12 protein-coding genes are annotated in these 14463 nt (G+C 72.2%); 5 read left to right on the top strand and 7 right to left on the bottom strand.

All coding sequences use genetic code 11. The features are described from left to right. Positions 1–12: 12 nt before the first annotated feature. The 5 genes from ABZ471_RS24485 to ABZ471_RS24465 form a co-directional block, all read right to left on the bottom strand. Positions 13–2655: a hypothetical protein gene (locus tag ABZ471_RS24485; protein WP_359068965.1), complete on the bottom strand. Its 2643-nt coding sequence runs from the start codon at positions 2653–2655 to the stop codon at positions 13–15. Further along, the gene (locus tag ABZ471_RS24480; protein ID WP_359068964.1) at positions 2652–4322 is read right to left on the bottom strand and encodes a phosphate ABC transporter substrate-binding protein PstS; all 1671 of its coding nucleotides are present in this window, start codon (positions 4320–4322) and stop codon (positions 2652–2654) included. The genes ABZ471_RS24485 and ABZ471_RS24480 overlap by 4 nt, the downstream gene beginning before the upstream one ends. Then, positions 4322–5623, bottom strand: coding sequence for a phosphate ABC transporter permease PstA (gene pstA, locus ABZ471_RS24475; RefSeq protein ID WP_359068962.1), 1302 nt, complete (start codon positions 5621–5623; stop codon positions 4322–4324). Before pstA ends, ABZ471_RS24480 begins: the two co-directional genes overlap by 1 nt. A 1-nt stretch (position 5624) precedes the next feature. Next, entirely contained in the window at positions 5625–6692 is a 1068-nt protein-coding gene (gene pstC, locus ABZ471_RS24470) for a phosphate ABC transporter permease subunit PstC (RefSeq protein WP_359068960.1), read from the bottom strand. A 149-nt stretch (positions 6693–6841) separates the two neighbouring features. After that, positions 6842–7447: an ABATE domain-containing protein gene (locus tag ABZ471_RS24465; RefSeq protein ID WP_359068958.1), complete on the bottom strand. Its 606-nt coding sequence runs from the start codon at positions 7445–7447 to the stop codon at positions 6842–6844. Between the two features lie 93 nt (positions 7448–7540). On the opposite strand from ABZ471_RS24465, the gene ABZ471_RS24460 reads away from it, so the two are divergent. From ABZ471_RS24460 to ABZ471_RS24450, 3 genes are all read left to right on the top strand, one after another. Further along, a complete protein-coding gene (locus tag ABZ471_RS24460; protein ID WP_359068956.1) occupies positions 7541–8323 on the top strand; it encodes an MBL fold metallo-hydrolase in 783 nt (260 codons plus the stop codon). A gap of 129 nt (positions 8324–8452) precedes the next feature. After that, a complete protein-coding gene (locus ABZ471_RS24455) occupies positions 8453–9460 on the top strand; it encodes an ATP-binding cassette domain-containing protein (protein ID WP_359068955.1) in 1008 nt (335 codons plus the stop codon). Further along, positions 9457–10296 (top strand): ABC transporter permease, encoded by an 840-nt coding sequence (locus ABZ471_RS24450; protein ID WP_359068954.1) that lies wholly within the window; start codon positions 9457–9459, stop codon positions 10294–10296. The genes ABZ471_RS24455 and ABZ471_RS24450 overlap by 4 nt, the downstream gene beginning before the upstream one ends. Positions 10297–10330: 34 nt before the next feature. Here ABZ471_RS24450 and ABZ471_RS24445 read toward each other — a convergent pair whose 3' ends face one another. Next, positions 10331–10828: a hypothetical protein gene (locus tag ABZ471_RS24445; protein WP_359068953.1), complete on the bottom strand. Its 498-nt coding sequence runs from the start codon at positions 10826–10828 to the stop codon at positions 10331–10333. Positions 10829–10921: 93 nt separating this feature from the next. Then, positions 10922–11467, bottom strand: a complete 546-nt coding sequence (locus ABZ471_RS24440; RefSeq protein WP_359068952.1) for a hypothetical protein — start codon at positions 11465–11467, stop codon at positions 10922–10924. 205 nt (positions 11468–11672) lie between these two features. Between ABZ471_RS24440 and ABZ471_RS24435 the strand changes: the two genes are divergently transcribed. Then, positions 11673–12638 carry a cyclase family protein gene (locus ABZ471_RS24435; protein WP_359068951.1) on the top strand — a complete coding sequence of 322 codons (966 nt, stop codon included), beginning with the start codon at positions 11673–11675 and terminating at the stop codon, positions 12636–12638. Between the two features lie 102 nt (positions 12639–12740). After that, positions 12741–14330 (top strand): GMC family oxidoreductase, encoded by a 1590-nt coding sequence (locus tag ABZ471_RS24430; RefSeq protein ID WP_359068949.1) that lies wholly within the window; start codon positions 12741–12743, stop codon positions 14328–14330. The last annotated feature ends 133 nt before the right edge of the window (positions 14331–14463 follow it).

The following is a 14463-nucleotide window of genomic DNA, read 5'->3' as shown; positions in this document are numbered from 1 at the left end:
GGCGCCCCGGTCTCAGGGCAGCCGCCTGCGCAGCCGCTCCGGGAGAGTGAAGGCCGGGACGACCGTCACCGTGCGGCCGCCGGGCAGCGGCATCCGAAGGGGCAGCCGCAACCGGCCGCCGCCCGCGAAGGGCGCGCCGACGCCGGCGAAGGCGCCGAGCGCGGCACCGACCGGCACGGCGTAGCGCAGCGGGTTGGCCGGGTCGCCGGGCGTGTTCCCGGCGGCCGTGGTCGCCACGGCCTTGCCGCCGTCGTACGAGGGCCGGGCGCTGGGCGAGGCGCTGCTGCCGCCGTCCGGGCCCGTGCCGCCGCCGCCCGACGCGCCGCCGGAGCCGGTGCCGCCCGACCCGTCGCCGGTGCCGCCGGAGGTCCCGCCGCCGCCGGTGCCGCCCGAGCCCGGGTCACCGTCGGTGGAGGGCGACGCCTTGTAGTGCAGGAGCGCGTCGGCTGCCTGCAGCGCGCGCTTGCGCAGGGTGCGGGAGAGCGGGGCGTATCCCTCGGGCAGCCGGCCCGGGTCGGCGCCGCTGACCTGACCGGCGCCCGCCGCGTAGCGCAGCAGCGCCGCGTAGTCCGCGCGGGCGTCCGCCTTCAGCGAGCCCGGCCGCACGGCCGCGTACACCAGCTGGGCCAGCGGGTAGGCGCCCTTCGCCTTGGCGTTCGCCGGGGTGATCTCGGCGACGTCCTTGCCGGAGGCGCTCTTGGCCGCCTCGGCCAGGGCGGTGCCGGTGGGGGCGACGAACTTGCCCGCCGCGTTGCGCAGCTCGGCCGTCTGCAGGCCGTACCGGGCGGCGGAAGCCGCGTCGGTGACGGTGACGACGAACCGGGAGCCGACCGTCTGCGGGCCGGGGCTGCGGTACGCGGGCGGGTTGGACAGCGGGTCCCAGGTCGACTTCCACAGGGTGTCGGCGCGCCGGGTGTGCAGGGCGCCGGCGTGCAGGTCGTCGACGTACGGGTGGAAGTCGGTCATGCACTGCCGGGCGTCCTTGGGGGCGTCCGTGCCCGGCGGGACCGTGCACCAGGGGTCGCTCTTCGGGTAGTCGTCGACGTGCGACGGGTCGAAGGCGAGCCCGGAGGGGTTCAGGTCCGCGTTGGTGCTGTAGTACGGGTTGACCCGCATCCCCCAGTCGTCGGAGACACCGGAGAGGAACTGCCGGGCCTCCTTGTCCGACAGGATCCACTGCCACACCGCGCGGGCGCTGTCGCTGTGCCCGAGCGAGGTGAGCAGGTCGGTGTCGGTGGCCGGGGTCTCGGCGACCGAGAGATGCGCGAACTCGGGGTTCAGGGCGATGAACTCGGGGTCGCTCGCCAGACCGGCCGGGTTGTTCTTCGCCCAGCCGTAGCCCGGGGCCGCCTTGTCGCCGAGCACCGAACCCCAGGTGGAGTTGCGGTACGACTCGGTGAGCAGCTTGGTGACCAGCCGGGGCGTCAGCTTGATCGACTCGACCTTGGTGCCCGCGCGCCTCCTGACGTCCTCGGGCGCTCCGGCCTTGGGTCTGCGTTCGATCGTGAAGCCGATGACCGCTCCGGACAGGGCCACGGGCGCGTACGTCGTCGTACCGGAGGGCGCCGAGGTGCCGTCGTCGGCGCCCAGGGCGCGGGTGGTGAAGCCGAGGCCGAAGGTGTCGTCGGTGCCCAGCCGGCTGCGGGTGTCGGGCTCGCCGAGTTCCGTGTAGCCGTACACCTTGCCGGACGGGCACAGGGCCGCCTGCCAGCTGGTCACGGCGTCGGCGACCAGCTCGCTGCCGGTGGTGGGGCGCTCGTCGTTGCCCAGCGGGCAGTTGCTGCCCACCTGGTTGAAGTGCAGCGGGATCGCGATGCGGTTCTGCCAGTTGGTCGAGGAGACCGGGGAGCCCGCGTTGACCTGGCTGTGGTCCGCGTACGGCTTTCCGTCGAGGTCGAGGTGGCCCTGCGGGACGATCACCAGCCAGCAGGAGCGGGGTGCGGTCACGCCGTTCTGGGTGACCGGGGAGCCGCAGCCCAGGTGCGGGGCCTCGTTGGCGGTCTGCACCTCGAAGTACTCCTGGCCGGAGCCGCCGGCGCCGGTGCGGGCGAAGTCCACCTCGTTGGTGGTGTTGTGGTTGAAGAACCGGTTGTTCTGGGTGTCGGTGGTGACCGTCTCGCCGGTGACGGACTTGAACGGCACCTCGCCCGGGACGCCGGGGGGCTGGGCGGCCCCGTAGCGGTTGTCCTGGCCGTAGTTGGTGGGGTCGGCGCTGTAGAAGACCTGGCGGGTGTCGTCCAGCTGGTTGCCGGGCCAGTTGCCCCGGTCGGTGGTCGGGGAGGCGCCGTACTGGCACTGGGTGCGGGGCGGTCCCGGGTTGTCCGGGACGCTGTGGTCGTCCTCGCCCCAGCACTGCATGATCTGCACGAAGTCGGTGTTGAACCAGGTGCCCGCGAAGGTGGTCGGGGTGCCGCCGCTCCAGGAGACCTTGACGGCCTGGCTGGTGAGGTGGCTCGTCTGGTCGACGGTGAACTTCATGCCCTTGAACTCGCCCCGCCCGGAGACGGTGACCGCCGAACTCACGGGGGCGGCGGTCGCGGAGGGGGCCGCCTGGGCGACCGCGAGGCCCGCGAGGGCGCCCACGGTGGCGCCGGCGAGCAGGCGGATCAGGGCGCCGCGGATGCGGCCGTGCGGTCTGCCGGGTCTGCCGGTCATCGCTGCCCACCGTCCTTGGAGCCGTCCTGCGAGCGCGCGCCGACCAGGCGCGAGACGACCGAGGGCAGCAGGAGCAGCCCGAGCACCAGGAACGCGGCGAGCAGCATCAGCGTCTGCGTCGCGGTCCAGCCGTGGCCCGCGGCGACGGCGACCGGCTGGGCGAGGGCCACGGTGTTGTCGGTACCCGTGCCGGTGCCGCCCGTGGCGCCGCCGGAGCTGCCGCCGCCCGGAGCGAGGGTCTGGCCGGTGTCCGGGTCGACCGACGGGCCGCCGCTGCCGCCGGCGGCCGCCGTACCGGTTCCGCCGGCCGCGGAGGCCCCGCCGCTCGTCGTGCCGCCCGCCGCGGCTGCGCCGCCGGAACCTCCGTTGCCGTTGCCGGACTTGGCGCCGCCGCTGCCCGTGGTGCACGGCGGGGCGCCCTTCTTGTCGCAGGGCTTCGGGTAGGGCGCGGTGTCGGCGAGCCGGTTGTGGCCGTCCGGGGTGAACGTCGGGTTGTTGCAGCGCTTGATGTTGATGTTCTGCGCCTGCACGCCCGGAATCCGGCGGATCTGCTCGAAGCCCGCCCGGACCAGGTTGATCGGCAGCGGCGAGTAGCCGAGCTTGGGCGCCTGCTGCTGGCCCTGGCACATGAAGTAGTACGAGAACGCGCCCAGCGTCCTGCCCTTGACCTGGCTGAAGGTGCCCCGCACCTTCAGCGGCAGGATCATGTACGAGTAGCTGGACAGCGGGTAGTTGCGCCGGTCGGAGTCGTTGTAGACGCCGTCGAGCTGCTGGGAGAGGTAGTCCGGGGAGCGCTTGTTCGTGTTGATCCGCGCCTTGAGCAGCGAGACCGCCACGTTCTGCGGGGTGGGCTCGGTGTAGTAGCCCGCGTGGTTGAGGACCTTGGCGACCGGATAGTGCGCGTTGAGCGCGTAGGAGTAGTTGACGTAACCGATCCCGCCCTCGCCGTAGTTCTGGGCGACGTACCCGGCCACGCCGAGGTCGCCGGACTGGGCGATCATCCCGGGGACGGTCGGGTAGATCGAGGTCTGACCGCAGGCGCCGGAGCGGCCGACCTTGCGGCAGTAGGCCTGCCAGAGGGCCTTGTGCTGGTTGGTCATCCACAGCGTGAACTGGGCGGTGGAGCCGGAGCCGTCGGAGCGGACGACCGGGACGACCGTGCGGTGGGGCAGCTGGAGTCCGGGGTTGTCGGCCCGGATCGCCGGGTCGTCCCAGGTCTTGATGACCCCGGTGAAGATCTTCGTGACGACGTCGCCGGACAGGCGCAGGTTGGTGACCCGCTTGCCGTTGACGGTCAGGTGGTACATGAAGACGGTGCCGCCGGCGACGATCGGCATGTAGGCGTACGAGCCCTGCGCGGGCCGTTCGGCCGCGGAGCCGTCGGTGGGGTGGGTCTGGAACGGGATGTCGGAGACGGCGAAGTCGACCGTTCCGCTGAGGAACTGGCGGCGGCCGTCGGAGGAGCCGGTGCCGGCGTAGCTGATGCGCATGCCGTACTGGTTGACGGCGCGGCGCCATTCGTCGACGGCGTTCTCGGCCCAGGTGGAGCCGGCGCCGGAGATGGGGGTGTAGCTGTCTGCCGACGCGGGCGTGGCTGTGGTGAGGATGCCTATGAGTGCGGCCAGGATGCCCAGCCGGCGTAGGGCTCTGGTGAGGTGGCTGAGCATCAGTCGTCGCCTTCGTTGTCGGGTGCGGGTGCTTCGTGGCTGGTCGCGCAGTTCCCCGCGCCCTCGGGGGAGTTGCTCTCGCCGGTCTCGAAAAGCCGGAGGCCCGGTGCGTGCAGTTCGGCGTATCTCCGCACATCTCGGCGGGACGCCCTCGCCGCTCTCCGCGCCTGGCGCTTGCTCTGGTGGCCGGGGCCGCGGCCACCGATGAAGCGGGCGATCGCGAAGAGGACCAGGACCAGGGCCATCAGCACCGCCGCCGCGCCGAAACCGCGGGCGATCATCGTCGGCTGGGGCGACTTGACGAAGTTGAAGACGGCGAGGGGGAGGGAGACCATCGGGCCTTCGGTGGGGTCGGCGTTCAGCGAGGCCGTGAACCCGGCGGTGAGCAGCACGGGTGACGTCTCGCCGATGCCGCGTGCGGTGCCGAGGATCACCGCCGTGGCCAGGCCGGAGCGCGCGGTGGGCAGGACCACGTGCCACACCGTGCGCCAGCGGGGCGCACCGAGCGCCTCCGCCGCCTCCGTGAGTGTGCCCGGCACCAGTCGCAGCACCACGTCCGCCGCCCGGATCACGATCGGCAGCATCATCACGCTGATCGCGAAGCCCGCCGCGAGACCCGACTTCTGCATGCCGAGCCCGAGGATCCAGGTGGCGTACACCATCAGGCCGGCCACGATCGACGGGAGCGCGGTCATCGCCTCGACGATGGTGCGCACGAAGCGGGAGAAGCGGCCCGGTATCTGGTTCAGGTACACCGCGCAGGCCAGGCCCAGCGGGACCGTGATCACCAGGGCGATGGTGATCATGGTGAGGGTGCCGAGCATCGCGTGGGCGATGCCGCCGTTGGTGAGCGGGTCGAGCGGGCCCGCGGCCTGCATGTCCTGGGTGAAGAAGTTGCCGTGCGGCAGCGCCTCCCGCCCGCGCCATGCGGTGAAGCCGACGACCAGGGCGAGTGCGACGAACAGCAGCGTGGCCGCGCTCCACAGCACGACCGTCATCACCCGGTCCCGTACCGCCTGCCCGTCCTCCTCGAGGCCGGTGAGCACGCCGTAGACGAGGAGGAAGACGAGGTAGGCCGTGACCGTGAAGCCCAACTCGCCGGAGAACGGCGCGAGCCGGCCGAACAGCAGGACGGCCGTGCACAGTCCGGAGGCGGCGGCACCGGTCAGGGACAGGACGCCGGAGCGGGTGGGGCCGCCGATCCGGCGGGGGAGGTCGGGGGGTTCGGCCTCGGTCCGCGGGGTTGCCGGGGTCTCTTCGACGCCGTTGTCCCGCACGGTGCTGTCTTCCACGACGGTCATCTCAGGCCTCGCTCTGGGCGCCGGACCGGGAGCGGGCCACGATCGACGATGCGGTGAAGTTGACCGCCAGGGTCAGCAGGAACAGGGCCAGGCCCGCCGCCATCAGCGCCGACATGCCGAAGGTGGAGGCGTCGCCGTAGTGCAGGGCGATCAGGGAGGAGACGGAGTTCGTGCCGGTCTGCAGGATGTGCGGCTGGATGGTGAAGACCGGCGAGATGATCAGGTAGACGGCGATGGTCTCGCCGAGCGCCCGCCCGAGCCCCAGCATGGTGCCGCCGATGATCCCGCCCTTGCCGTACGGCAGCACGACCGAGCGGATCATCCCCCAGCGGGTCGCGCCGAGGGCGTAGGCGCCCTCCCGCTCGCCGGCCGGGGCCTGCGCGAACACCTCGCGCATCACCGAGCACTGGATCGGCGCCACCATCAGGGCCACGACGAGCCCGGCGATGAACGTCGAGGCGGTGTACACGCTCTCGGAGGCCAGCGGCTCCCCGGGCTGGGTGCCGTCCACCTTCAGGAGGGGGATCCAGCCGAACCAGTCGGACAGCCAGCGCGACAGCCCGATCAGGTGCTGCTGGAGGAAGAACAGCCCCCACAGCCCGTACACCACCGACGGTACGGCCGCCATCAGGTCGACCATGGTGACGAGCGTGCGGCGCAGCGGGCGCGGTGCAACGTCGGAGATGAACAGCGCGGTGCCCACGGCCAGCGGCACCGAGATGGTCACGGCGACGGCGGCGATGAGCAGCGTCCCGGTGAGGACGGCGGCGATGCCGAACCGGTGGACGTCCGGCTGCCATTCGGCGGTCGTGAGGAAGGCGAACCCTCTGACCCGCAGCGCCTGTCCGGCCCGCAGCAGCAGGAACAGGCCAACGCCTGCCATGACCGCGAGGACGGCGACGCCGGTGGCCGTCAACTGGTACCGAAAGATCCGGTCCCCGAGACCTCGTGCGGCGAACGCCCTTCGGGGCAGCGGCCGTTCAGGTCTTTCAGGATCTTCGGATCTGCTGGGATCCGTTCTGCCGGACCCCTCAACCGCGGACACCACGTACGGCCCCCCATGCGACATGCAGCGACATGTACGGGAACGGCGTCCCCGGCGGGGAGAGTCAATGGCCGGATGCTGTCGCTTCCGGGCGACGTAGACAGCGCGTAAGTGAACGGTCCATGTCAGTTCGGTGGGGGAGGTGTGTGTGCAACGACCATGCTTCTGGCGGGTCAGCCGGCCGTGGGCTGTGCGGCGCGGCGGGCGTAGGCGCGGGCCGCGCGGGCGCGGTCGCCGCAGCGGGTGGAGCACCAGTGGCGGCGGCCGTGCCGGAGCAGGTAGCGGTTGCACGGGGTGGAGCCGCAGGCGGTGAGGCGGTTGGCGTCGGGGCCGGTGAGCAGTTCGGCGGCGTCGGCGGCGAGGGCCGCCAGAGCGTGCTCCAGGATCTGGTTCGTGGGGTGGGAGGCCGCCCGGTACAGGCCGCGCTCCGGGTGCCAGTGCAGCAGGGCGGCCGCGGGGGCGCGGGTGAGCGCGTCGTTCAGGGCGGCCAGGGCGCCGGCGGGGGCGGGATGGCCGTCGACCCGGGAGGCGAGCAGGGAGCGGATCTCCTCGCGCAGCGCCCGCAGCCGGGCCGCGCAGGTCTCCCGGAGTTCCGCATCGGCCGGGGCCAGGCCGTGGGCCACGAGCCAGCGGTTCGCCGCCGGGGGTGTACCGAGCAGGTCGATGAACTGGCCGCCGGGCAGGGCGACGGCGCTGTTGGCGAGGTCGAGGGCGGTGTACTGGTCCGCGCCCGGCGCGGGGGGCGGTGCCTGCTCGTCTCTCACGGTCATGGTCCTCATGGTACGGCTTGCATCCATCCGTGAGAAAGGCTTAGTGTCATTTCACGGATAGACCTTCACCCATCCATGAGAAGATCCCGCGAGGTGCCCCTCATGACTGCTGCCGGCCCGACCCTTGATCCCACGAGCGAGCAGATACCCGTCCGCGTCCTCGGCGGCCCCACCGTCCTCATCGAGTACGGCGGCCTCCGCCTCCTCACCGACCCCACCTTCGACGCCCCCGGCGACTACCCCGCGCCCAGCGGCCGGGTCCTGACCAAGACGGCGCCGCCCCGCCTCGCCCCGGCCGGACTCGGCCCCGTGGACGTCGTCCTGCTCTCCCACGACCAGCACGCCGACAACCTCGACCACTCCGGCCGCGCCCTGCTCGCCGAGGTGCCCCGCACCTTCACCACCCCGAGCGCCGCCGAGCGCCTCGGCGGCACCACCCGGGCCCTCGCCCCCTGGGAGTCCGTCGAACTGCCCCGCCCCGACGGCGGCACCCTCACCGTCACCGCCGCGCCCGGCCTGCACGGCCCCAAGGGCTCCGAGCCGATCGTCGGCGAGGTCACCGGCTTCGTCCTGACCTCCGCCGACCTGCCCACCGTCTACGTCAGCGGTGACAACGCCTCCCTCGACCTGGTCCAGGAGATCGCCGACCGGTACGCCCCCGTCGACACCGCCGTCCTCTTCGCCGGCGCCCCCCGCCTGCCCGTCCTCGACAACGCCCTCCTCGTCCTGGACGGCACCGGAGCCGCCACCGCCGCCGGCCTCCTCGGCGCCCGCCGCGTGGTCCCGGCCCACTGCGACAGCTGGGCCCACTTCACGGAGACGAGGGAGGACGTGGTGGCCGCGTTCGCCGCGGCCGGTCTCGTGGACCGGCTGCAGCTGGACTGAGCGGCTCCTGCGACCCGCCCGGGGCTCCGTTCGGCCCCCGTACCGCGGAATCGGGGCGATTCGGACCTTAGCGTTGCGGATGAGGCGTCAGACGCGACGGGCGCCCGAGTCCGAGAGAAGGCGACGCGCATGATCGACGCACGGCAGCTGACCAAGAGGTACGGGGAGAAGACGGCCGTCGACGGGCTGGACTTCTTCGTGAAACCGGGGACGGTGACCGGATTCCTGGGGCCCAACGGCGCCGGCAAGTCCACCACCATGCGGATGATCGTCGGGCTCGACGCCCCGACGAGCGGCACCGTCACCGTCAACGGCCACGCCTACGCCCGCCACCGGGCACCGTTCCAGGAGGTCGGGGCGCTCCTGGAGGCGAAGTCCGTCCACCCGGGCCGCTCGGCCTACCACCACCTCAGGGCGCTCGCGCTGACCCACGGCATTCCGCGCCGCCGGGTCGACGAGGTCATCGGGCTGGCCGGACTCGGCAGCGTGGCACACCAGCGGGCCGGTGCCTTCTCCCTCGGCATGGGCCAGCGGCTCGGCATCGCGGCGGCGCTGCTCGGCGACCCGCAGACGGTGATGCTGGACGAGCCGGTCAACGGGCTGGACCCGGAGGGCGTGCTGTGGATCCGCACCCTGCTGACCTCGCTCGCCGCGGAGGGCCGGACGGTGTTCGTCTCCTCCCACCTGATGAGCGAGGTCGCGCTGGTGGCGGACCACCTGATCGTCGTGGGACGGGGGCGGCTGCTGGCCGACACCACCGTCGGCGACCTCGTCCGCGAGGCGGGCGGCGACACGGTGAAGGTGGCGACCCAGGCCCCGGCACGGCTGCGGGACGTGCTGGCCGGGCCCGGAGTCGAGATCACCGGCCGCGCCGGCTCCGAGGAACTGCAGGTGACCGGGTTGACCGCCCGTGAGATCGGGCTGAAGGCCGCCGAACACGGGATCCCGCTGTTCGAGCTGACCGCGCGGACCGTCTCCCTGGAGGAGGCGTTCATGGAGCTGACCCGCGACGCCGTCGAGTACCACGGCTCCACGACCGGCACCGAGACGACCGGCACCGAGACGACCGGCATCGGGACGGCCGGCATCAAGACGGCCGGCATCGAGACCCCCGAGACCGCCGGGAGGACCGCATGAGCACCCTCACCGGCACCACCGGAAGCCCCCGCACCTCACCCGCTCGCCCCGCCTACCGCGTGACCGGACGGCGGGTGCTGGCCTCCGAGTGGGTCAAACTCTGGTCGCTGCGTTCGACCTGGATCACCCTCGGCCTCGGCCTGTTCTTCCTCGTCGTCTTCGGGCTCATCGCCGCGAGCCGCTACAAGGCCCTGGTCGGATCCCCCCGCATGGACCGGGACTTCGCCCACTCGACGGCCGTGAGCCTGTCCCTCTTCGGCGCCAACTTCTCCCAACTGGCCCTGGGCGTCCTCGGCGTGCTGGTCACGGCGGGGGAGTACTCCACCGGCATGATCCGCTCGACCCTTGCGGCCGTACCGCGCCGGCTGCCCGTCCTGTGGTCCAAGGCGACCGTGTACGGGCTGGTCGCGCTGGTCGTCGGCACCCTCGGCGCGTTCGTCGCCTTCCTGTGCGGCAGCGGGATCGTCTCCGGCACACCCGCCGCGATGGGCCTGACCCACGCAGGGGTCGTACGCAGCCTGCTGGGCGCCGGGCTCTACCTCGGCCTGGTCGGCGTGATCGGCACCACGCTCGGCGCGCTGCTGCGGTCGGTGGCCGGCGGCATCTCCGTCCTGGTCGCCGTCCTGATGCTCATCCCGGGACTGGTCTCGCTGCTGCCCAGTTCCTGGCAGAGCGACATCAGCCCCTACCTGCCCAGCAGTGCGGGCCGGGCGATGTTCGCCCTGACCCACGACGCCACCGCCCTGTCGCCGCTGGCCGGACTGCTGGTCTTCCTCGGCTGGACGGCACTCGCACTCGCGGCCGCTGCGTACCGGCTGGTGCGCAGCGATGCGTGAGTGGGTGCGGGTGCGGGTGCGGGTGCGGCGTGCTTCAGTGGCGCAGGGCCGAGCCGACCTCGGCGCGCACGTCGCCGGTCAGCTTGCGGTTGCTGCGAGCCGTGGCCTCGCCGGAGGCGCCCGCGGCCACGTTGTCGACCGTCACCACGACCACGTCCAGCAGATTGCCGCTCGGGTCCGTGAAGTTGACCTGGACGGCGAAGGATTTGGCGGAGTCGGCGGTGTTCTTGGCGGTCACCTCGACCGTGGCCCGGTCGTCGCTGCCGGTGGTGGGGGAGCCGAGCGTCACGTCGTCCTTGGCCTTCACCCCGTCCTTGAACGCGTCGAGCTTCTCCCTGGCCTGCGCCGAGGCCGAGGCCAGCGCGTCGGCCCCTTTCGAGGCGAGGGAGGAGGCTGCGGAGGCGGCCGCCGAAGCCGCCTTGCTCGCGCCGCCTGACGCCTTGCCGGAGTCGTCGGAGCACCCGGCCGCCGCGACCGCGACGACCACGGCCAGGGCGGCGCCCGCCGCACTCCGTGTCCACTGACCTGCCATACCGACCTCCTGTGACTCCCGAACGGTTCCCTCCTCCCAGTGAAGGGGGCACCGCTCGGGCCTGCACGCCGGGCGGGCTGCCCGGGTCGGTGTTCAGCAGCCGGCACCGGCCGGTACGAACTCCAGCCGGGCGCGCTCGTCGGAGCCGACCGCGTCCTGGTAGGTCGAGTTGGTCACCTGGTACCAGACGTCGTCCCTGCCCTTGTCACCGTCGACGTCGTCCAGTCGCACGCACCACTGCTCCGGCCGGACGACCCTCCGGTACGTCTCCGTGCCGGCGCGGACCTTCTTGCAGTCCCGGTACTGCTCGGTGGTGTACCAGGTGCGGGTCTTGCGCCTGCTGCCCGTTCCGCTGCTCGACGTGTGCCTGACCCGGTGCGTGCCGGAGGTGCACTTGCTGACCAGGTGCGGACGGGTGGCCGGGGCGGTCTTCCTGGACAGGTGACGGACCGTGTCCCGCAGCCCGAAGACGGTGTCCGGCGTGGCGTCCGTGTCCGGCCGGGCCGTCCGACCGCTGTTCTCGTCCCCCTGGCTCGCCCCGACGTAGTCCGTGCCCTCGTCGGTCCCACTCGAGCACGCACCGAGCCCGGCTATCAGAGCCGCCGTCACCCCGGCCACCACCAGTCGCCTGCTGAACATGTCTTCTCCTTCATGATTGCCGGACGCGCCCGGCGCCGAGGCAGCGGTCAGGCTAGCCGATCACCGAACTGGATCACAGGTGCCTGGTATCGGGCTGAACTGCGGAAACTCCCACATCGGCGGATGTCTTCGATGTCCTTCGGACATGCGGGGCCTGGGGCCGGGTGGTGCAATGGCGGGAGGGGGTCCCGAGGAGGAGTCCCCGATGACCTCGCACCAGAGGCCCGCATCCTCGCGCCCCGCGGCACCGCGCACCCTGTCCGAGGCGTCCTTCCGGGACCTGTACCGCCGATTGCGGGACCAGGTTCCGGACGGCACGGAGCACCGGTGCGGCGCGCTGGACCGGCTGACGCCCGAGCGGGTGGTGGCCGCCGCCGCCGAGGTCCGGTGCGGACGCACCGTGTCGCTGGCCGCCCCCGTCGAGACCGAGGCCGGCCCGGACAGCCCGGAGCCCGCGGCGTACCGGATGACCGCACCGGCGCGGGGGGAGACCGGCGAACGCGGGCTGCACTTCGCCCGCGACCGGTTCGCCATGAACGTGCACGGGGACGTCGACAGCCACCTCGACGCGCTGTGCCACGTGATGTTCGACGGTGAGCTGTACGGCGGTGTCCCGGCGAGCACCGTGACGCCGGACGGCGCCGGAGCACTCACGCTCGACCTGGTGCGCGACGGCATCGTGGGCCGCGGTGTCCTCCTGGACATCCCGCGCCTGCGGGGTGTGCCGTGGCTCGAACCCGGCGAGCACGTGACCGCCGAGGACCTCGTCGCGGCCGAGACCGCCCAGCGGACGACGGTCGGACCGGGCGATCTGCTGCTGGTGCGCGTAGGGCACCGACGGCGCCGCCGGACGCTCGGTGCCTGGGACGTGACGCGGGCGCGGGCCGGTCTGCACCCGACGGCGATGCACTTCCTGGCCGAGCGGCAGGTGTCCGTCCTGGGGTCGGACGGCAACAACGACACGGCGCCCAGCGCGGTGGCCGAGGTCCCGTTCCCCGTGCACGTGCTGGCCGTCGACGCCCTGGGGCTGCATCTGCTGGACTACCTCGACTTCGAGGAGCTGGCCACCGTGTGCGAACAGCTGGGCCGCTGGCACTTCTTGTGCGTGGTCGCCCCCCTGCGGCTCCCGGCGGCCACCGGCTCTCCGGTGAACCCGATCGCCGTTCTGTGACCGTCCCGGCGCGCGACCCGCTCCGGGTGCCGCGTGGCCGCATGGCGCGTACGTTCGAAGGAGGGAAGTCGGCAACGGCCGAGAACCGCACGAGCGAGGACGGTGGTCGCCGTGGACGCCCTCCCCCCTTACGACGTCATCGTCATCGGAACCGGCGCCGGCGGCGGCACCCTCGCCCACCGGCTCGCACCGTCCGGCAAACGCGTGCTCATCCTCGAACGCGGCGGCTACCTGCCGCGCGAACGTGACAACTGGGACTCCACAGCGGTGTTCGTCAAGGCCAAGTACCGGGCTCCGGAGTTCTGGCTCGACAAGCACGGCAACGAGTTCCCGCCCGAGGTGAACTACTACGTCGGCGGCAACACCAAGTTCTACGGCGCGGCGCTGTTCCGGCTGCGCCCCGAGGACTTCGGTGCACTGCGCCACCATGACGGCATCTCGCCCGCCTGGCCCATCGGTTACGAGGACCTGGAGCCGTACTACACCGAGGCGGAGCACCTCTACCTGGTGCACGGCCGGCACGGCGAGGACCCCTGGGAAGGGCCGAGCAGCGCACAGTACGCCTATCCGCCGGTCGAACACGAGCCACGGATCCAGCAGTTGAGCGACGACCTGGAGAAACAGGGGCTGCACCCCTTCCACCTGCCGATCGGGGTCGATCTCACCCAGGACGAGCACGGCCGCGCCACCCACTCCAGTGTCTGCATCCGCTGCAACCGGGTGGACGGCTTCCCCTGTCTGGTCCGCGGCAAGTCAGACGCCCAGGTGATCTGCGTGGAGCCGGCACTGCGGCACCCCAACGTCGAGATGCTCACCCATGCCCGGGTGACGAGGCTGGAGACCGATCCCGCCGGACGCAGCGTCACCTCGGTCGTCGCCGAGCTGCCGGGCGGGGAAGAGGCCCGCTTCTCGGCGGACGTCGTGGTGGTGGCCTGCGGAGCGGTCAACTCCGCGGCCCTGCTGCTCGCTTCGGCGAACGACCGGCACCCGGCCGGTCTTGCGAACAGCTCGGACGTGGTCGGCCGGTACTACATGCGCCACAACAACCTTGCGCTGATGGCCGTCTCGAAGGAGCCCAACGACACCCAGTTCCAGAAGACCCTCGCCCTGCACGACTGGTACCTGGGCGCGGACGACTGGGACCACCCCCTCGGCGGGATCCAGATGCTCGGCAAGTCGGACGCCGAGCAGATCCACGGCGAGGCCCCGCGCTGGGCCGGAGCGGTGGCACCGGACATGCCCTTCGAGGTCCTGGCCCATCACGCCGTCGACTTCTGGCTGTGCGGAGAGGACCTGCCGCAGGCGGACAACCGGGTGACCCTGGACGGCGACGGCCGCATCCGTCTGACGCTCGACGAGACCAACAACACCGCCGGTCTCGAGCGTCTGCGGCACAAGCTGCAGCACATCCTCGGCCGTCTCGGCATGCACGAGCACCATCTGCTGTCCCGCAGCATCTACCTGCACAAGGGCATGCCGATCGGCGCCACCGCACACCAGGCCGGCACGGTGCGGTTCGGCACCGACCCGGCGTCCTCGGCGCTGGACCTCCACTGCAAGGCCCACGACCTGGACAACCTCTACGTCGTCGACACGAGCTTCTTCCCGAGCATCGGCGCGGTCAATCCGTCCCTGACGGCCATCGCGAACGCCCTGCGCGTGGGCGACCACCTGGTGGAACGGCTGAGCTGACCCGCCGCCCGCGCACTGCCTCCGACCGGGCGAAGATCCTCGGCCGGGCAGCGCAACGCCGTCCGCTCCGGCATGCCGACTCCCCTCCGCGGTGTTTGTCTGGCGGCTGAACCTCCGGGCCACGGCCCGGCCG

The sequence above is a fragment of the Streptomyces sp. NPDC005728 genome, from assembly GCF_040630895.1.
GTDB lineage: Bacteria > Actinomycetota > Actinomycetes > Streptomycetales > Streptomycetaceae > Streptomyces.
This window is presented reverse-complemented; position numbering and strand designations above follow the sequence as displayed.